Raw genomic sequence first — 18,533 nt, 5'->3', positions numbered from 1 at the left:
AAAAAGTTAACGCCCTGACATGCGTGGCTGGCTGTGCACCGTGCCATCGCCAATATGAATACCCAACAGCGAAGATATTTTTTTAGCCATGATTTCAATATCGAAGGCCGCTGCCGAGGAAGCGTTAAAGTCCAGGATCGACTTCTGCGAGGCATTGGCCTCCACTACGCTTTCATCACGATGGATCACGCCAAGCAGTCGCTCGCCCAGTTTCTCTTCCATCAGGCTGGTGACGTCCCGGCTGACCTGGCGACGGCTATCGCTTTGGTTAATGACGAAATAGTGCCCGTGCTTATGATTCAGCGCCGCGCCGGTCAGGCGCTGCTTTTCTACGTGCGCCAGGGTCGACATCGAGGCGGTATCCGCCAGCAGCGGGATAAGATGCAGGTCCGCCAGCCCCGTCAGCGCCTTTAGCGCGGGCGAAGGTCCAGGGGGCATATCGGCGATGGTGATAAGCCCGGGATAATTAAGCAGCGCGGACAGACCGCGCTGGAGGAAATGGTCATTATGGGTCAGTTGCTCATCAAACGCCTGACGCTGCGCCTCGCTCACTTCGCCATATGGCAGGACGAAAATATTACTGCCGGCGCTCAACACGCACTGGCTCCAGTCGTGCAGCTCCAGCGCCTTCGCCACATAGCCCCGCTCATCGTTCAGCGGTACGCCAAAATGCAAACGCAGCGCGTTCTGGACATCAAAATCCAGCGCCAGAACTTTGCTGCCCGTCCGCGCCAGCGAATAGGCTAAATTGGCCGCCAGGGTCGTTTTCCCTACGCCGCCTTTCGGTGAACAGACGCAAATCAACGGCATGTCGCGATCCTTTCCAGAAGTGATTTCAAAGGCTGGTCTTTATTTTTCGCCACCGGCTCCGCGCTTTTCGCGGCGAACAGGTGGGCATAGTTCTCGGCGGCGGGCGCGGGTCGGGGGGCCATTCTCGGCGGCGGCGCCATGGCCGGTTCCGACGCCGGAATTGAAGGCGCAGGGGTCGGCGCAGGCTCCTGCCTGACCGGCTCCGGTGCGGCTGCGGCGGTCTCCACGACCGGCTGGGGGGTAGCAGGCGCGGCCGAAGCGGCAGACACAACAGGATCAGAGGTTGGCGCCGCTGCTACGGCCGCCTCTACCTGGCGGAACAGATCCGCAGGCACCGACTGCGGCAACGGCGCGGAGACCGAGCCTCCCAGCGCCAGAGAAGAGGTTTTCTCGGCGCCGGGATTTAGCTGATTGAGGATCGCCCAGTCGCCGTGTTCCCGCGTGGCGGCTTGCGAAGAAAGATCCTGAAAGTTGAGGTTTTGCGTCCGCGTTTTTTCTTGAAAGCGCTGCAGATCATCATAATGGTTCATTGATAACCTCATGATTTTAAAAATTTCATATTAAGTTTGTTGTTATTTTCTGGGTATATTAAAAATATCGTCACGCTTCTGGGATGCCAGATAACGCGCCGATGGTGACGTACCAATACACACGATTGACAGGGTTATAATAGTTTAGAATTTGATTTTCGGGATGATTCCACGGCAGAAGTATCGCTACACTAACATTCCCCTTGCAGAAGGGTAGCCCCATTTTTTAGGTATGCGTACATCCTTAACTTCCCGCAATCACCACGCTTCCCAGTCGTTTTTATATAAAAGTATTAGGTCATGATGAAATCATAGCGTCAGATCAGCGAAAGAATAAACCTGAACCATTTTAATTTCTCTTTAATTCTATAAAAATGGACTGAAAGGCTTATTTTTTCGGATAATCTACGAAGAATGCTCTGAGAGCGTGACATAAACTGCGGCAATATGCGCAAGCGCCAGGTTTTATCCACGGCGGGAGAGAAGCTCCCGGCCATGGGACCGGGAGCGCGCCATCAGGCGTGGGACTTTTGCGGATTCTCATCCTGGTCGACGGCAAAGCAGGCCACCAGCTGGCCGCCGTAATCCTTCAGCTGCGGCTGGAGCTGAGTGCAGGGGCCAAAGCGACGGCGACAGCGCGCGTTAAAGGCGCAGCCCGGTGGCGGATTTAGCGGGCTCGGCAGTTCGCCGGTCAGCTTGATCCGCTCGCGCCGGTCGTCTGGGTTCAGACGCGGCGTCGCCGACAGCAGCGCCTGGGTGTACGGATGACGCGGATTGTTGAAGATCTGGTCTTTGGTGCCCTTCTCCACGCAGCGGCCGAGATACATCACCATCACTTCATCGGCGATGTGCTCGACGACCGACAGGTCGTGGGAGATAAACACGTAGGACAGCCCTAAATCCTGCTGCAGATCCATCATCAGGTTCAGCACCTGGGCGCGTACCGAAACGTCCAGCGCGGAGACCGGCTCATCGGCAATCACCACATCTGGATCCAGCATTAACCCGCGAGCAATAGCGATACGCTGACGCTGACCGCCGGAGAACATATGCGGGTAGCGATCGTAATGCTCGGTTTTCAGGCCCACTTTCGCCATCATCGCCAGCGCTTTTTCACGCCGCTGCTCTTTGCTCAGGCTGCTGTTAATCAGCAGCGGCTCCTCCAGAATCTGCCCCACTTTTTTACGCGGGTTCAGCGAACCATACGGGTTCTGGAACACAATCTGGATTTTTTGCCGCCGCAGCTTCTGCGCCTGCGGGTCGTGCTTAAGCAGATCCTGCCCCTGATAATAGAGCTCGCCGCCGGTGGGGATCTCAATCATCGTCAGCAGACGACCGAGGGTCGATTTGCCGCAGCCCGACTCCCCCACTACCGCCAGCGTTTTACCGCGCTCAAGGGTAAAGGAGACGCCGTCCAACGCCTTCACCAGCCGTTCCGGGGCGAATAACCCCTTCTTCACCGGATAGTGTTTTTTCAGATCAATGGCCTGCAACAGCGGTTGTGGCGTGGCGGCCTTTTGCGTACTCATAATCCAGGCCTCCCGGCATCATCGAGTGGGTAGTGACATTTAGACTGGCGGCCGCCGGTCAGATCCGCGAGCGCCGGCTCTTCGCTACGGCATTTATCCGTGGCATAGGGGCAGCGCGGATTAAGCAGGCAGCCGTTGGGACGGTCATATTTCCCCGGCACCACGCCCGGCAGCGAGGCCAGACGCGCTTTATCCTGGGCGAATTCCGGCAGCGCGCGCAGCAGCGCCTGGGTATAAGGATGGCGCGGCGCGCGGAAGATATCTTTCGCGTCACCGGTCTCCACCACCTGACCCGCGTACATAACGATAATTTTATGCGCGGCTTCCGCCACCAGCGCCAGGTCGTGGGTGATCAGCACCAGCGCCATATTCTCCTGCTGCTGCAGATCCAGCAGTAGCTCAATGATTTGCGCCTGAATGGTCACGTCCAGCGCGGTGGTCGGTTCATCGGCAATCAGTAGTTTTGGCCGACAGGCAATCGCCATCGCGATCATCACACGCTGGCTCATGCCGCCGGAAAGCTGATGCGGATAGACGTCCAGCCGCGAGGCCGGATCGGGAATGCCCACCAGGTTCAGCAGGTCGATGGCCCGCTGGCGGCGGGTTTGCTTATTACCACCCTGATGGACCTTAATCGCTTCCATAATCTGGTAGCCGACGGTAAAGCACGGGTTGAGGCTGGTCATTGGATCCTGGAAGATCATCGCCACTTCCGCCCCCACCAGCTGGCGCCGCTCTTTTTCAGAGATGCGCTGCAGATCGCGGCCGTTAAATTCCAGTTTGTCCGCCATCACCCGGCCGGGATAGTCAATCAGCCCCATAATCGCCAGCGAGCTGACGGATTTACCGGAGCCGGACTCCCCGACGATACCGACCACTTCACCCTGCTTCACGCTATAGCTGATGCGGTCTACGGCGCGAAACGGCGCGTTTTCATCGCCGAAATGCACCGATAATTTATCTACATTCAATAACGCCATCTCGAACCTCTTACTGCTTCAGTTTGGGATCGAGCGCGTCACGCAGACCGTCACCCATCAGGTTAAATGCCAGCACCGTCAGCAGGATCGCCACGCCCGGGAAGGTGACTACCCACCAGGCGCTCTGCGCGAACTGCAACACGTCGGAAAGCATGGTGCCCCACTCCGGCGTCGGCGGCTGCGCGCCCATGCCGAGGAACCCCAGCGCTGCCATGTCGAGAATGGCGTTGGAAAAGCCCAGCGACGCCTGAACGATCAGCGGCGCGAGACAGTTAGGCAGAATATTAACGAACATCTGGCGCATCGCGCCGGCGCCCGCTACGCGGGAGGCGGTCACGTAGTCACGGTTGACCTCCACCAGCACCGCGGCGCGCGTGAGACGCACATAGTGCGGGAGCGCCACGAAGGTTAGCGCCAGCGAGGCGTTGACGATGGAGGGCCCGAAGATTGCCACCAGCACCAGCGCCAGCAGCAGACTCGGCAGCGCCAGCATAATATCGACGACGCGCATGATGATTGAGTCCACCACTCCGCCGAAATAGCCCGCCACCAGGCCGAGCACCACGCCGAGGATCAGCGACAGGACCACCACCAGGCAGCCCACCAGCAGCGACAGGCGGGCGCCGTACATCAGGCGCGACAGAATATCGCGGCCCACGTCGTCGGTGCCGAGCAGATGCGACAGGCTGCCGCCGTCCTGCCAGAACGGCGGCGCCAGCAGCGAATCACGGAACTGATCCGCCGGGTTATAGGGGGCGAGGAAGTTGGCGAATACCGCGATGACGATCATCACCACCACGTATACCAGCCCGACGACCGCCCCTTTGTTGCGTTTGAAATAGTGCCAGAACTCCTGCAGCGGAGTCATGGGTACCGGCGCAGCGATAACTTTATTTTCAGTAACTTGTGACATGATGGCCCCCTTACTTCTTATGCCGGATACGCGGGTTCACCACGCCGTACAGCAGGTCGACCAGCAGGTTGACGAGGATAATCATCGTCGCCACCAGCAGCACCCCGCCCTGCACCACCGGATAATCGCGACGCTGCAGCGCGTCGATCAGCCAGCGACCTAAACCAGGCCATGAGAAAATGGTTTCCGTCAGGATGGCGCCCGCCAGCAGGGTGCCCACCTGCAGACCAATCACCGTGACCACCGGCAGCATCGCGTTACGCAGAGCGTGGATCACGATCACCCGCATCCGGGTCAGGCCTTTGGCGCGCGCGGTACGGATATAGTCTTCGCCAAGCACTTCCAGCATCGACGAACGGGTCATACGCACGATCACCGCCAGCGGGATGGTGCCCAGCACGATAGCGGGCAGGATCATATGCATTAAGGCGTCAATAAAGTCGCCCTGCTCGCCCCAGATGGCGGTGTCGATCAGCATAAAGCCGGTCAGCGGCAGGGTATCGTCAAGGAACACCGTATCGCTGATGCGCCCGGAGACCGGCGTCAGGTTCAGCTGTACCGAAACCAGCATAATCAGCATCATGCCCCACCAGAAGATAGGCATTGAGTAGCCGGTCAGCGCCAGGCCCACCGCGGTGTGGTCAAAGATGGAGCCGCGTTTTACCGCAGCCAGCACGCCCACCGGAATGCCGACGGCGACGGCGAAGATCATCGCGCAGACGCCCAGCTCAAGGGTGGCTTTAAAGCGCGGGACAAACTCCTGCCACACGGGAATGCGGCTTTTCAGCGAGATGCCTAAATCGCCGTGCAGCACGCCCCAGATATAGTGGGCATATTGCTGCCACAGCGGCTTATCAAGGCCCATTTCGGCCAGCAGCTGCGCGTGACGTTCGGGGGAAATACCACGTTCGCCCGCCATAATCATCACCGGATCGCCGGGGATCATATGGACGAAGGCAAAGGTGAGAAGGGTGATACCGATAAATGTCGGGATGACAAGTCCCAGACGTCGGAGAATAAACTGCAACATAACCCGGATTCTCTCTAGTGACGCCCCGCCTGGCGACAGGGCGTCTGTATTGCTCACAAAAGCATTCCCCGGAATAGCGGGAATACGCCCCCCGCCTCTCCCACGCGGGGAGAGGGGGTCAGGCATCGTGCTTATTATTCGACAGAGACGTTATCGAAGTGGTGTTTGCCCAGCGGGTCCACCACATAGCCTTTGACTTCTTTACGCACCGGCTCATAGACGGTGGAGTGAGCAATGATCAGCGCCGGAGCCTGGTCATGCATCACTACCTGAGCCTGTTTGTACAGTTCAATACGCTTGTTGTGGTCGTCGGTAGCGCGGGCCGGCTGAATAAGATCTTCAAACGGCTTATAGCACCAGCGCGAGTAGTTGGAGCCGTCTTTCGCCGCGGCGCAGCTGAACAGGGTCGCGAAGAAGTTATCCGGATCCCCGTTGTCGCCGGTCCAGCCCATCATCACGCTCTGGTGCTCGCCCGCTTTCGCCCGCTTCAGATACTCGCCCCACTCGTAGGTGACGATCTTGGCCTGGACGCCAATCTTGGCCCAGTCAGCCTGAATCATCTCCGCCATGCGGCGGGCGTTCGGGTTGTACGGACGCTGTACCGGCATCGCCCACAGATCGATGGTGAAGCCTTTTTCCAGGCCCGCTTCTTTCAGCAGCTGCTTCGCCTTCTCCGGATCGTAGGTATAGTCCTTAACGTCGTCGTTATAGCCCCACATGGTCGGCGGGATCAGGTTCTTCGCCGCCTGGCCTGCGCCCTGGTAAACCGCTTTGATGATCGCTTCTTTGTTGACCGCGTAGGTCAGCGCCTGACGTACTTTGACGTCGTCCAGCGGTTTCTTCTCGGTGTTAAAGGAGAGATAACCAACGTTCAGACCCGGCTGTTCCAGCAGGGTAATGTTCTTATCTTCCTTCATGCGCGCGATGTCCGCCGGGTTCGGGTACGGCATCACCTGGCACTCATTTTTCTGCAGCTTGGCATAGCGCACGGAAGCGTCCGGGGTGATGGAGAAGACCAGACGATCGATCTTCGGCTTGGTACCCCAGTAGCCCGGGAAGGCTTTATACAGAATGCGGGAATCTTTCTGGTATTGCAGCAGCTGGAATGGGCCGGTACCGATAGGATTGAGATCCACTTTTTCCGGCGTGCCGGCTTTCAGCATGTTGTCAGCATACTCTTTCGAAAGAATGGAGGCGAAGTCCATGGCCAGATCAGCGAGGAACGGCGCTTCCGGACGGGTCAGGACGAACTGGACGGTATTATCGTCCACTTTCTTCACTTCGCTAATCAGGTCCGGTAAGCCCATCCCTTCAAAGTATTCATAGCTGCCGCCAGAAACTTTATGGTACGGGTTATTAGTATTCTTCTGGCGATCGAAGGAGAACACCACGTCATCGGCGTTCAGGTCACGGGTTGGTTTAAAGTCTTTATTATCCTGCCACTTCACACCCTGACGGAGGTGGAAAGTATAGGTTTTGCCATCCGCACTGACTTCCCATTTCTCAGCAAGTCCTGGAATAACTTCCGTCGTACCGGTTTTAAATTCGACCAGGCGGTTATAGATCGGTACGGAGCTGGCATCATAGGTGGTGCCAGAGGTGAAGAGCTGTGGGTTAAATCCTTCCGGCGAGCCTTCAGAACAATAAACCAGGGTTTTCGCTTGCACGCTGGCGGCGACGGTCATGGCGACCAGGCTCAGACCAAGCTTCAGCATCCCTGATTTCTTCAAGGAAATACTCATTATTCTGCTCCAAAATTGTGATGTTGTTTGCATATATCCGCCGGACCTTTATTTATTTTTTACCCGGTCCGGTCGGTGGTGCCCGAAGGCGTAGAGAGAGATGGGGATTCCTTTCGCAAAAACGACTGAGTTGCAGTACGGATTCTCCATGAAATGCCCCTCATGCCCTACAATCTGTCAACAGAATGGGGAAACGTCAATACAGCCAGCCGGGTTTTACATCCAGCGTGAGAAACGGCAGGCAAAGATTAAAAAAACTTCAGGACGCTATTTTCAGCAGAGAAATTTATGCTACTGGCAATTCAGCAGAATAAAGACCTTATTAATTTGCAACACCCAGTGGGAAACAATGCCAGCAAATGAGAAAAATTTCTTGCTGTGTGACCAATATGTGAGCGATTAATAGCGTGAACGTTAAAACGCACAGCGGAAAATGCTGCATTCAGCCATAAGCTTCGCGAAAAAAGATCTGTTCATCGATAAAAAAATGCAATGGAAGATGTCACAAAATAGCGAATAGCCGGCTGAAAACGTGAGTAAAGACGTTTATTGTGATTTTGGTGGTATTTTTGGCCAGTTGTGCACTGATGATGCCCGGCGGCGCTGCGCTTGCGCGGGCCTACGAAACGCGAGTCGAACCTCCTGCCCCCGGAGGTTCTCATCCTCACTGGCCTCAGATGCAAAAAAGCCTGCTCATTGAGCAGGCTTTTCGAATTTGGTCGGTGATAGAGGATGACTCACCACTTCGTGGCTCGCCCTGCGGGCCGTTGCTGACGCAACGTTCTCTCGCTTCGCTCGAGTCGAACCTCCTGCCCCCGGAGGTTCTCATCCTCGCAGGCCTCAGATGCAAAAAAGCCTGCTCATTGAGCAGGCTTTTCGAATTTGGTCGGTGATAGAGGATTCGAACCTCCGACCCCTTCGTCCCGAACGAAGTGCGCTACCAGGCTGCGCCAATCACCGAATGCGGGGCGCATCTTACTGCTGGGATGCCTACCCGTCAATGCCTTATTTTCAAAAAATCGCTCAACCGGCGAGAAACTCAGCAGCCTGAGCAGCGAATCGCCGGTTGCTCAACGTTTTTAGCGGCAGTTCACCTCAAACGTTTTGCGATACTCGGATACCTTACATGTCACCGGCTCGCCGAGATAGGTCGCGCCCGCCGGGGTGAATGTAAACTCTCCCAGTAGCATCGTCAGCTCCCCCAGCTCCAGGCAGGATTGCTGATGACGCATAATATCCGGGCGGGTATCGTTATTCACCGCCCGGGCGATGTCGCTGTATGCCAGCTTGTCGGCAAAGGCATTAGCACAAAACTGCAGTTCGCTTTGCGCCATATGCGCGGCCTGCCCCTTCAGCTCGGCATGCTGTGCCAGCAGCAGCTGGCGAACCTCGCCGGCCCGGCTGTAGCCAATCGCCGTATAGCCGGCCTTATTGCTGAGGTTGACGCTGGCGCCAGCCGCAAGCAGCGCCTCGACATTGGCTTTATTATTCATTTTGACCGCCAGCATCAGCGGGCTGAGATCGTTGGCGGAAAGCTGGTCCACCTTTGCGCCGCGCTGCACCAGCGCCGCGATCACCGCAGGCGCCCCCTGCCCCGCCGCCACCTGCAGCGCCGTGAGTCCTTCACGGTTCGGCTGATCCACTTCCACCCCGGAGGCCGACAGCGCCAGCACCAGATCGGGATCATCCCCCGCCGCCGCCAGCATCAGCGGTGTGGTGCCGGATTTATCCGCCAGGCTGGTGTCCGCCCCGGCGTTGGCCAGGGTCGTGATGGTTTCCGCCGATCGCGCGTGATCGACAGCGAGGAAAAAGGCCGATTCCCCGGACGCGTTGACGGCCTTCACGTCCGCGCCGTGCTTGAGGAGCAGCGCCACTATCTCGTCGACGTTCTTCTTAAACGCGCCGGGCGCCAGTTGTAACGCCATGTCTTCGGTCATCAGCGCGCGATTGCCCGTCGCCAGCGATTTCGCCGCCGTTGCGCCAACTATCTTGTCCAGCGTACTCTCCTCTTCGACAGGCGCATCGGGCTTTTTCATCGCCAGAATATGCTGATAGTCGTTTCTGACGTCCCCGCCGTCGGAGATGGCGGACATCAATGCCGTACTCTTGTCGATGGAGGTCTGATTCACCGACGCTCCCGCCTGGAGAAGATCGCCGATAATCGCGGTATCGCTGCCACGCGCCGCCGCCAGCATCAGCGCCGTGACGCCCTGGCGCGTCTGGAGGTTCGGCTTCGCCCGACGCTTAAGCAGCAATTCAACCACATCGCGTCGATTTTCCGCAGCAGCGACCATCAGGCCGCTTAAGCCGGTTTTATCCTGACCATCCACATCAATGCCGTTATCCAGCATGGCTGCGATCGTCGCTGGCGCATCGTATTTACAGGCCAGCAGGAACTGGCTGGTCTCTTCCTCAGACTGGCAGCCCGCGAGCATCATCAGGCACAGTAGGACCAACCCCTTTATCACCTTCATCCTTTCTCTCCATGAAAAGTTCATGCACAGGGGAAGCGAGGAAACAGGGGTAATCAAAGAAGAAGAGGTCACCTGCCAGACACGTCCACTGTGCGAAAAAAATCCCTCGCGCGGCGTCAGCCGGCGAGGGATTAGCTTATCCTGGGCTCAGGAAAGGAAAACAGACCCGAGAATCTGAAAACTATCGGGCCTTACTTTTTCCACCGGCACCAGTTGTTGTTCTCATTGATCCCGCCATCCGGCGAGGTATAGCCGAGGCAGCCCATAATGGTGTCGTACAGCTCGACGTGACGGCGCGGCACCTTCATCGCAGCCTGCTGCTGCAGATGGGCAAACGCGGCGGCGTGATCGGGATTTTCCAGGTACTTATCCGACATCCACACCATCATCGGCACGCGGAACTGCTCCGGCGGCGCCATCTTGCGCGGCGTACCGTGCAGGTGTTCACGCTCGTTAATCGACTCCCCGTGGTCGGCGGCATAGAACACAATCGCTTTCTTATCCCGCAGCTGGTCGAGGACGCTGACGATAAAGTGATCGACATAGGTCACGCTATTGTCGTAGGAATTGATCAGTTCCGCTTTCGAGCACTTGTTGTCGACGCCGACGCACTCCGGTTTCCACTGGGCGAAGCTGCGCGGGTAGCGTTGGGTGTAGTTAAAGTGGGAGCCTTTGGTGTGGAGAATGATCAGATGCTTACCGGAGGCGTTGCCCTGCGCCATACCGCGCTTCATCTCATCCACCAGCAGCATATCGTCAACGCTCTTACCGCGGTTGCGCGGCTCGGCGCCAATCTGCTCGCGGTAGGCGATATTGTTGGCCATCGTGTTGCTGTAGAACCACATCTCGCTCTGCATGGCGTACAGATTGCCGCTGAAGCCCAGCTGATGCAGCACGGCAAAGACATTCTGCTCTTTGAGCGTCCGCTGTGGGTTATCTTCCGCCCCGCCCTCGCGCACAAACATGCAGCGTAACGACAGTTTGGTAGCGGTATCGCACGAGTAACCGCGGAAGGCGACGAGATTCTTCTCTTTCTCCAGCTCTGGCGTGGTATTGCGGCTATAGCCGAGGATGCCCATATGGTCCCAGCGGGTCGTTTCGCCAATGATAAACACCACATAGGTATCATCCAGACCTTCCGGCGCGACGTAGGTGAACTTCTTCGCCGGGTTAATCAGCGATTTGTTGTCTGAGGATTCATCCACCTGCGCCCAGGCGTACAGTCCCAGCGCCGACAACCAGTTCGACGGCAGGTAAGAGTTGGCGATCACCCCGCCATAGCTCGGCATATCCACTTCCGAATGGCGCTCCACATCATGCTGGCGCAGCTCTAGCAGGCGGATGGGTCCCCAGACAATTAGTCCGGCCAGCACCACGATCAGCACGTTTTTAACCCGCTGGCCCGGGGTGCGCAGCTGGCGCAGCAGCGTATGGCGGCAGCGGTTGCTCCAGATGAACAGCAACGGCGGCGCGCTCACCGCCACCAGCCAGAGGATCAGGTGCCAGCCGATGACCTCTTTCGACAGGTCGATATCGGTGGTCATCACCGAAGCGATAATCCCGTAGCCAATCACCACATTGAGGAACGTCATGTAGTAACTCGCCGCGGCGGAAAACAGGACAATCAGCGTCGCCAGAATGCGCCAGATACGGCGGCCGAACAGCGACAGAAGACGTAACAGGAAGAAGGTGACAAATACCGTGGCAACCAGTTCAACAACACCGGAAAGCCCTTTCCAGAAAGTGAACTCTTGAGCATAACCATCGAAACGCCGGAAAAAAACGGCGACGTTCATAAACCAGCCGATGTACAGCGCCAGCCAAAAACTAAGCTTCTGCTGCGTCATCGTTCTAATATATTTCATGCAAGCAAACCTGGAAAAAGAAGAATAAAACACCGCCTGACGCTGTGGCACGAGTCAGTAGGCTAATAGGGTGCGTTAGGGTTGGTTATCAGAAACCTCTACAAACCGCGATAAGTAGACCACAGGGAACGAGAAAAGTATCAGGAGGGAATGTGATCCAGCCAAACATTTACAAAACATTTGGCTGGATTGGCACTATTTGCTTAGGGAAATAACCAGGGGCACGTTTCACGCTGCAGGTTTCAGGCGTGCGCCTCGTTATATACCGTGCTTTTCGGCTGACGAATGGTGGTGGATAACGCCAGCGAGAGGATCAGCAGGGCGAAGATCACGCAGAAGGTCACGTAGAAACCGCCGAACAGCGAAGCGATGAGAGAGCCGCAGATGCTGCCGATACCGAAGCCCAGATAAATCACGCCATAGTTTTTCGCCAGATTGTTCAGACCAAAGAACTCACTCACCAGCGACGGGAAGACGGTAATGGTGCCGCCGAAGTTAAAGGCGACGCAGGCGATGGCGGCGAAGAAGGTCAAGGCATTCAGCGGGGCGAACAGCAGCGCGGCCATCCCCACCAGCGACACGACCTGACCGATGGTAATCACGCGAATGCGGGAGATTTTATCAGACAGGATACCTAACACCAGGCGACCGCTGAGGTTCGCAATCGAGATAACCGTTACCGCGTTGGCCGCCGTGGCGACATCCAGGTGGACCATTCCCTGGGCAATATCTTTCGCTACGCCAATTACGTACAGACCGCTCATGCAGGCCGTCAGGAACATCACCGCCAGCATCCAGTACTGCGGTTTACGCATCGATTCGGCGAGGGTGAAGTCGTTTTCCACGACGCCGTTGGCCGCGGTGGCTGCCGGGTGATTTGGCGCATCTTTCATCAGGGTCGCGCCAAAGACGATCATCACCAGCACGATAGCGCCCCAGATAACGAAGGTTTTTTCCAGGCCAACGGTGGCCAGCAGGTGGGAATCAATGAATTTGAACCCCAGGCTGCCGAGACCATAGGAGCCAATGGAGAAGGCGGAGATCAACCCTTTACGCTCCGGGAACCATTTCACGCAGTTCGACAGGGTCAGCAGGTAACCGGCGCCGTCCGCCAGCCCCACCAGCACGCCCGCGCTCAGCCACAGCATCATCAGGCTGCTGGAGTGCGCGGTCAGGAAGAAGCCCAGGCCGAGCAGGATCCCGGAGGCCATGGTGACGCGCTTCACGCCAAAGCGCTCCTGCAGCTTGCCGGCGACCGACGAAGAGAGCGCCAGCCCGAGGCTCAGCAGACCAAAGGAAAAAGCCACCTGACTGACCGGCTCGCCCAGTTTGTCAGACAGCGAACTGTTAAACAGGCTCCAGGTATAAACCGAACCGAGAGCGAATTGGGTGATGATGGTGCCGATCAGTGTCAGCCAGCGGGTCGATTGACGGTTTGCAGCGTTCATAGCAGTTGTCCTGATAAATTAACTGCCGCCACAATAGCGAAGGCCCCTCATCCAGTGGGGGAAAAAGGCATGAACTGCCATCAGCGGGGAATGAAATGCATTAATGTTGGAATGAATGGCATTGCATAACATTCATTCCGTAAATTACAGGCAAAAAGTTAGTGTGCGCTATCTCACAGAAATGCGCCATTGCTGAGATTTAACAATAACCACATCGTTTCAAATGCGTAACAATTCCCGATTAAAAATTGGCGCTGACCCCCATCAAATAGAGCGTATTTTCCCCTGACGGCAGGTTATCCGCCTGCGATAGCGTTGCCCATGCCGCCACGTGGGATCCCAACCGCATATCAGCGCCCAGGGTGACATCGCTCCAGCCTCCCTCCCTGGCACGGGTCATCGGCGCCCAGACATCGCTGGCGAGCGACTGGTTATAGCTCACCTGCGCCCAGGGATGCACGCCCCACAGCGCCTGATAATCCATGCGCCAGCCGAGCGTGTTAACGTAGCCCGCCTCGCCTGCGTTTCTCACCGTCGGCGCGGTGACGTCGCTGCGCAGGCTGGCCACCGGCCCGGAGGTTACGCCGTTTGCCAGCGGATAATTCCAGCCAACGCTCAGGCCGCGGCCGCTGTCCGGCGGCGCCAGCCCCTGGTTTAACGCCAGCCCGCCGGGCGTCTCAGAGGACTTCATCCGCTCGGCGAGAATATCTTCATAACGTGGTTGGTGATCGCTATCCCATGTATAGCGTTCCGACGTATTACTTTTTGTATCGATAGCGATATATTCCTGTTGCCAGGCATTCGCTCCAGAGACACATGACACCCAGACGGATACGCTCGCCGGGATCAAGAACCCCCGGAGGCCATTGCATTTCTTTATTATCATTAATGCGACTCCAGAAAAGAGCCGAATCGGCAATATTGCTGTGTTTTTAGTGGGGATACGATTTCCCTGTATTAACTATTATCTTTATCTTTCAGCCGTCAAGGCGGGCGTCCACTTTTTTAGCGCAGAGGGAGAAACAGCTATGCAGCGTTGCGGATGGGTGAGTCAGGATCCGTTATACATCGAGTATCACGATACCGAATGGGGTGTGGCGCAAAAAGAGGGTCGCCAGCTGTTTGAAATGATCTGCCTTGAGGGCCAGCAGGCCGGTTTATCGTGGATCACGGTGTTAAAAAAACGGCAGAACTACCGCCAGGCTTTTCACCAGTTCGATCCGGTGCGCGTGGCGGCGATGGGTGATGACGATATCGAGCGACTCCTGCAGGATACCGGCATCATTCGCCATCGGGGAAAAATCCAGGCCATTATCGGCAACGCCCGCGCCTATCTGGCGATGGAAGAAAATGGCGAGTCGTTCACTGATTTTGTCTGGTCCTTCGTCGACAATGCGCCACAGGTGACCCGCGCTGCGACGCTGGCGGAAATTCCCGCCACGACGCCGGCTTCCGATGCGCTGTCGAAGGCATTGAAAAAACGCGGCTTTAAGTTTGTCGGCTCGACAATCTGTTATTCCTTTATGCAGGCCTGTGGGCTGGTCAACGACCATGTCACCGGCTGCTTCTGTCACCCTGGAGGTCAGGATGATCCGCAAGTGGGACACTGAAGATACCGCGCCGCTGCTGGCGCTGTGGCTGGACAGCACGATTCATGCCCATCCTTTTATCAGCGAAAGCTACTGGCGCGACAGCGTCGCGGTAGTACGGGATGTCTATCTTCCCGCCGCCAGCACCTGGGTCTGGGAGCAGGATGGCGAGTTAAAAGGCTTTGTCAGCGTACTGGACTCCCGTTTCGTCGGCGCGCTGTTTGTTGCGCCGGGCGCCACCCGCCAGGGTATTGGTCGGGCGCTGCTGGATGAAGTCAAACGGCACTACGCCTGGCTGAGCCTTGAGGTTTATCAGAAGAACGAATCGGCGGTCAGTTTCTACCATGCGCAGGGCTTCCGGATTGAAGACTGCGCATGGCAGGACGATACTCAGCACCCGACGTGGATTATGCGTTGGCCGGCGGATCAAATGCCGTAAGCGGCAGCGCCGGGCCGGTATATTTCTCCAGCCACGCCAGGGCGGTGTTCCCGGCACAGCCGTTGCCCAGCCGGGATGTCGGAATATCTTTGGTTAAGACGTTCACCGCCCCGTTTTTGCAGATGCCGACCTGCGGATCCAGGTCGGGCCACGCTCCTTCATGCAGGCAAATCACCCCCGGGCGGATCCCCTCCGTCACCACGGCGCCGGCCAGCACCTGACCGCGGGCGTTCCATACCCGCACCAGATCGCCATCGACAATCCCGCGCGCCTGCGCATCCTGCGGATGAATAGTCACCGGTTCGCGCCCGGCGACGGCATAGCGCTCGCGCAGCGCGGTGTGGTTCAGTTGGCTGTGCAGACGGTGGGCCGGATGGGCCGACAGCAGCTGCAGCTGCCCCGCCTCTGCGTTGCCATGCCACTCGTCGGGCTCCAGCCACATCGGATGCGGCGGACAGTCGGCGTAACCAAAAGCGGCGATGGTCGGCGAGTGGATCTCTATTTTACCGCTCGCCGTTTTCAGCGGGTTGGCCTGGGGATCGGCGCGGAAGGCGGCGAAACGCGCAAAACGGGCATTCTTCGGCTCCTCCGGCATCTCAATCAGCTGGTTAGCCTGCCAGAATTCGGCAAATGGCGGCAGCGTCACCTGCTGCTGGGCGCCGCGCCGGGCGGCCATCTGATAGAAAGTCTCCAGCCACTGCAAATCACTCTTCCCTTCGGTGAAGCGTTCGCGGCCACCCGCCTCCCAGCGTTCGCTGAGGTCGGCAAAGACCGCGAAATCGTCGCGCGCTTCATCTCGCGGGGCAACCACCTGCTTCATCGGCACCAGATGCTGGTTACTGTAGTCCCCGGTCATGGTCAGATCGTTACGCTCAAACGAGGTGGTCGCCGGCAGGACGATATCGGCATGGCGCGCGGCGGCGGTCCAGAAGCATTCGGAAATGACGATAAGCTCCGGTTTCTGCCACGCCTGAATCAGTCGGTTGGTGTCCTGATGATGAGTAAAGTTGGCGCCGCCGGCCCACCAGATAAAGCGAATATCGGGAAAGCGCCGCGCCATGCCGTTGTGCTGATACTCCGCCCCCGGATTCTCCAGCGCCTCGACAATTCGTGCGACCGGGATCTTCTCCACCGCGTCCACGCCTCCCGCCACGCTCCCCTGCATCGAGCCCAGCACCGCCGCGCGGCGGGTCGGGTTGCCGCCGTTGGCAAAATGATAGGAAAGACCAAACCCGCCACCGGGGGTACCGATCTGTCCCAGCATGGCGGCCAGAGTGACCAGCATCCAGTGTTTCTGCTCGCCATACTGCTGACGCTGCATGCCCCAGCCGGCCATAAGCATAGTGGTATTTTCGTGGAAAAGTTTCGCCAGTTCGCGGATTTTATCTGCTTTAACGCCGCAGATCGCTGCTGCCCACTCAGCGGTTTTCGCTACGCCGTCGCTTTCGCCGGTCAGATAGCGGGCAAAAATATCGTAGCCGCTGGTGCAGCGGGTAAGAAACGCATCATCCTGCCAGTCATTTTCCACCAGCGTATGGGCGATCCCCAGCATCAGCGCGACGTCGGTGCCCATATGCGGCGCGATCCACTCCATCGAATCGCCAAAGAAATCGACGGTTTCCGATCGCATCGGATCGATGCAGATCAGCCGCTTACCGCTCTGGCGCAGCCGATCAAACCACGGGATCCCTTGCTCGTCGGAGGCATTCCAGGCAATTTTCAGCGTGTTCAGCGGGTTGGCGCTCCACAGCACCACCACTTCGCTGTGCTCGAGCACCAGCGGCCAACTGGTCTGCTGCTGATACACCTCATTGCCGCCAACGACATAAGGCATGATCGCCTGCGCCGCGCCGGTGGAGTAATCGCCAAGATGGCCGGTATAGCCGCCCGCCAGGCTCATATAGCGCTGCAGCAGCGTCGCCGCCTTATGCAATACGCCGTTAGAGCGCCAGCCGTAGGAGCCGGCAAAAATGGAGGCCGGACCGTAGCTGTCGCGGATCCGCCGATGCTGGGCATCGATCAGATCCAGCGCCTGCTCCCAGCTCACCCGCACGAATTCATCCTGACCGCGGACCCCCTGGGGCTTGTCCGGTGAAGCAAGGAAGCCTTTACGCACCATTGGATAGCGCACGCGGGTTTTGCTGTGCACCTGATCGCGCACTGCCGTTTGCAGCGAGTTGGCAAACGGTGTCGCCAGCGCGCCGCGGGAAGAGAGGACGTTTTCCCCGTCCGTTTCCACCAGCATCGGTCCCCAGTGGGCGGCGGTTAAGATGGTTTTGGTTGCAGATGAGGTTGGCAAGGGCGGCTCCTGGTCAGCGAATGCAGGTGTCATGACGGCGTGATGGGCAACCGTTCAATGTTATTTACAAAAAGAGATGGTATCCGGGGAATTTTCTCCGTAATCGCGCGTCATAATCAACCGTCACGTTCGCTGTGACAAAGAATAAAAAGGATTAAGGACATTAAATGAAAAAACGCGTACTTATGATTGCGGCGCTGGTCAGCGGCACTCTGGCCATTTCTGGCTGCACCACCAACCCCTATACCGGTGAACGTGAAGCAGGCAAATCCGGTATTGGCGCAGGTATTGGCTCCTTAGTGGGCGCTGGCGTCGGCGCGCTCTCCTCTTCCAAACATGACCGCGGCAAAGGCGCGCTGATTGGCGCAGCGGCCGGCGCGGCGCTCGGCGGCGGCATTGGTTACTACATGGACGTGCAGGAAGCGAAGCTGCGCGACAAAATGCAGGGAACCGGGGTCAGCGTGACGCGAAATGGCGACAATATCGTGCTGAACATGCCGAATAACGTCACCTTCGACAGCAATAGCGCCAACCTGAAGCCGGCCGGCGCCAACACCCTGACCGGCGTGGCCATGGTGCTGAAAGAGTATGAGAAAACCGCCGTTAACGTGGTCGGCTACACCGACAGCACCGGCAGCAAGGATCTGAATATGCGTCTATCGCAACAGCGTGCAGACAGCGTCGCCAGCGCGCTCATCACCCAGGGCGTGGCGGCCAATCGCATTCGCACCACCGGCATGGGCCCGGCGAATCCTATCGCCAGCAACAGCACGGCGGAAGGCAAAGCGCAGAACCGTCGCGTAGAAATTACCCTCAGCCCGCTGCAGTAAGCGCAACCTCATGTCGCCCGGCAGCCGCTCTGCCGGGCAAAATGCTTGATATCGC

15 protein-coding genes, 1 tRNA gene, 1 other RNA gene and 1 pseudogene are annotated in these 18,533 nt (G+C 57.8%); 3 read left to right on the top strand and 15 right to left on the bottom strand.

Annotated features, from left to right (window positions below; translation table 11 throughout):
• Window positions 1-6: 6 nt before the first annotated feature.
• The 14 genes and pseudogenes from KB890_RS15495 to KB890_RS15430 all read right to left on the bottom strand — a co-directional run bounded on the left by KB890_RS15495 (window position 7) and on the right by KB890_RS15430 (window position 14,144).
• A pseudogene (locus KB890_RS15495) lies at window positions 7-799 on the bottom strand (cellulose synthase operon protein YhjQ/BcsQ).
• 1 nt (window position 800) lies between these two features.
• On the bottom strand, window positions 801-1,340 hold the full coding sequence (locus KB890_RS15490; RefSeq protein WP_020324202.1) for a cellulose biosynthesis protein BcsO: 540 nt from the start codon (window positions 1,338-1,340) through the stop codon (window positions 801-803).
• 317 nt (window positions 1,341-1,657) lie between these two features.
• Entirely contained in the window at window positions 1,658-1,837 is a 180-nt protein-coding gene (locus KB890_RS15485) for a hypothetical protein (RefSeq protein WP_004145206.1), read from the bottom strand.
• An 18-nt stretch (window positions 1,838-1,855) separates the two neighbouring features.
• Window positions 1,856-2,869 carry a dipeptide ABC transporter ATP-binding subunit DppF gene (gene dppF, locus KB890_RS15480; protein ID WP_002921784.1) on the bottom strand — a complete coding sequence of 338 codons (1,014 nt, stop codon included), beginning with the start codon at window positions 2,867-2,869 and terminating at the stop codon, window positions 1,856-1,858.
• Window positions 2,866-3,849 (bottom strand): dipeptide ABC transporter ATP-binding protein, encoded by a 984-nt coding sequence (gene dppD, locus KB890_RS15475; RefSeq protein WP_002921785.1) that lies wholly within the window; start codon window positions 3,847-3,849, stop codon window positions 2,866-2,868. The genes dppF and dppD overlap by 4 nt, the downstream gene beginning before the upstream one ends.
• Window positions 3,850-3,859: 10 nt before the next feature.
• Window positions 3,860-4,762 (bottom strand): dipeptide ABC transporter permease DppC, encoded by a 903-nt coding sequence (gene dppC / locus KB890_RS15470; RefSeq protein ID WP_020324211.1) that lies wholly within the window; start codon window positions 4,760-4,762, stop codon window positions 3,860-3,862.
• A 10-nt stretch (window positions 4,763-4,772) separates the two neighbouring features.
• Window positions 4,773-5,792 carry a dipeptide ABC transporter permease DppB gene (dppB, locus tag KB890_RS15465; RefSeq protein ID WP_002921786.1) on the bottom strand — a complete coding sequence of 340 codons (1,020 nt, stop codon included), beginning with the start codon at window positions 5,790-5,792 and terminating at the stop codon, window positions 4,773-4,775.
• Window positions 5,793-5,926: 134 nt separating this feature from the next.
• The gene (gene dppA / locus KB890_RS15460; RefSeq protein WP_002921789.1) at window positions 5,927-7,534 is read right to left on the bottom strand and encodes a dipeptide ABC transporter periplasmic-binding protein DppA; all 1,608 of its coding nucleotides are present in this window, start codon (window positions 7,532-7,534) and stop codon (window positions 5,927-5,929) included.
• Window positions 7,535-8,250: 716 nt separating this feature from the next.
• Window positions 8,251-8,383, bottom strand: a non-coding RNA gene (locus tag KB890_RS15455) — RtT sRNA.
• Window positions 8,384-8,417: 34 nt separating this feature from the next.
• Window positions 8,418-8,494: transfer RNA gene (locus KB890_RS15450), tRNA-Pro, on the bottom strand.
• A gap of 119 nt (window positions 8,495-8,613) precedes the next feature.
• Window positions 8,614-10,008, bottom strand: a complete 1,395-nt coding sequence (locus tag KB890_RS15445) for an ankyrin repeat domain-containing protein (protein WP_004181507.1) — start codon at window positions 10,006-10,008, stop codon at window positions 8,614-8,616.
• 191 nt (window positions 10,009-10,199) lie between these two features.
• Window positions 10,200-11,873: a kdo(2)-lipid A phosphoethanolamine 7''-transferase gene (gene eptB / locus KB890_RS15440; protein ID WP_004152427.1), complete on the bottom strand. Its 1,674-nt coding sequence runs from the start codon at window positions 11,871-11,873 to the stop codon at window positions 10,200-10,202.
• A 242-nt stretch (window positions 11,874-12,115) separates the two neighbouring features.
• A complete protein-coding gene (locus KB890_RS15435; protein WP_002921907.1) occupies window positions 12,116-13,321 on the bottom strand; it encodes an L-lactate MFS transporter in 1,206 nt (401 codons plus the stop codon).
• A gap of 241 nt (window positions 13,322-13,562) precedes the next feature.
• Window positions 13,563-14,144: a hypothetical protein gene (locus KB890_RS15430; RefSeq protein WP_020324194.1), complete on the bottom strand. Its 582-nt coding sequence runs from the start codon at window positions 14,142-14,144 to the stop codon at window positions 13,563-13,565.
• 205 nt (window positions 14,145-14,349) lie between these two features.
• Between KB890_RS15430 and tag the strand changes: the two genes are divergently transcribed.
• Complete coding sequence (tag, locus tag KB890_RS15425) at window positions 14,350-14,931, top strand: DNA-3-methyladenine glycosylase I (RefSeq protein WP_004145213.1); 582 nt, start codon at window positions 14,350-14,352, stop codon at window positions 14,929-14,931.
• On the top strand, window positions 14,909-15,349 hold the full coding sequence (locus KB890_RS15420) for an N-acetyltransferase (protein WP_004181509.1): 441 nt from the start codon (window positions 14,909-14,911) through the stop codon (window positions 15,347-15,349). The genes tag and KB890_RS15420 overlap by 23 nt, the downstream gene beginning before the upstream one ends.
• Here KB890_RS15420 and KB890_RS15415 read toward each other — a convergent pair.
• Window positions 15,318-17,648, bottom strand: coding sequence for a molybdopterin guanine dinucleotide-containing S/N-oxide reductase (locus KB890_RS15415; RefSeq protein ID WP_094932897.1), 2,331 nt, complete (start codon window positions 17,646-17,648; stop codon window positions 15,318-15,320). The two genes, KB890_RS15420 and KB890_RS15415, sit on opposite strands and share 32 nt — an antisense overlap.
• 167 nt (window positions 17,649-17,815) lie before the next feature.
• Between KB890_RS15415 and KB890_RS15410 the strand changes: the two genes are divergently transcribed.
• The gene (locus KB890_RS15410) at window positions 17,816-18,478 is read left to right on the top strand and encodes an OmpA family lipoprotein (protein ID WP_002921917.1); all 663 of its coding nucleotides are present in this window, start codon (window positions 17,816-17,818) and stop codon (window positions 18,476-18,478) included.
• The last annotated feature ends 55 nt before the right edge of the window (window positions 18,479-18,533 follow it).

The sequence above is a fragment of the Klebsiella sp. P1954 genome (assembly GCF_018199955.1).
In the GTDB taxonomy this organism is placed as follows: domain Bacteria; phylum Pseudomonadota; class Gammaproteobacteria; order Enterobacterales; family Enterobacteriaceae; genus Klebsiella; species Klebsiella pneumoniae.
This window is presented reverse-complemented; position numbering and strand designations above follow the sequence as displayed.

Bases quoted from the DNA above. Each gene is read 5' to 3' on its own strand.
- KB890_RS15490 (WP_020324202.1), bottom strand. From the start codon at position 1,340: ATGAACCATTATGATGATCTGCAGCGCTTTCAAGAAAAAACGCGGACG.
- KB890_RS15485 (WP_004145206.1), bottom strand. From the start codon at position 1,837: ATGGCCGGGAGCTTCTCTCCCGCCGTGGATAAAACCTGGCGCTTGCGC.
- dppF (WP_002921784.1), bottom strand. From the start codon at position 2,869: ATGAGTACGCAAAAGGCCGCCACGCCACAACCGCTGTTGCAGGCCATT.
- dppD (WP_002921785.1), bottom strand. From the start codon at position 3,849: ATGGCGTTATTGAATGTAGATAAATTATCGGTGCATTTCGGCGATGAA.
- dppC (WP_020324211.1), bottom strand. From the start codon at position 4,762: ATGTCACAAGTTACTGAAAATAAAGTTATCGCTGCGCCGGTACCCATG.
- dppB (WP_002921786.1), bottom strand. From the start codon at position 5,792: ATGTTGCAGTTTATTCTCCGACGTCTGGGACTTGTCATCCCGACATTT.
- dppA (WP_002921789.1), bottom strand. From the start codon at position 7,534: ATGAGTATTTCCTTGAAGAAATCAGGGATGCTGAAGCTTGGTCTGAGC.
- KB890_RS15445 (WP_004181507.1), bottom strand. From the start codon at position 10,008: ATGAAGGTGATAAAGGGGTTGGTCCTACTGTGCCTGATGATGCTCGCG.
- eptB (WP_004152427.1), bottom strand. From the start codon at position 11,873: ATGAAATATATTAGAACGATGACGCAGCAGAAGCTTAGTTTTTGGCTG.
- KB890_RS15435 (WP_002921907.1), bottom strand. From the start codon at position 13,321: ATGAACGCTGCAAACCGTCAATCGACCCGCTGGCTGACACTGATCGGC.
- tag (WP_004145213.1), top strand. From the start codon at position 14,350: ATGCAGCGTTGCGGATGGGTGAGTCAGGATCCGTTATACATCGAGTAT.
- KB890_RS15420 (WP_004181509.1), top strand. From the start codon at position 14,909: ATGATCCGCAAGTGGGACACTGAAGATACCGCGCCGCTGCTGGCGCTG.
- KB890_RS15410 (WP_002921917.1), top strand. From the start codon at position 17,816: ATGAAAAAACGCGTACTTATGATTGCGGCGCTGGTCAGCGGCACTCTG.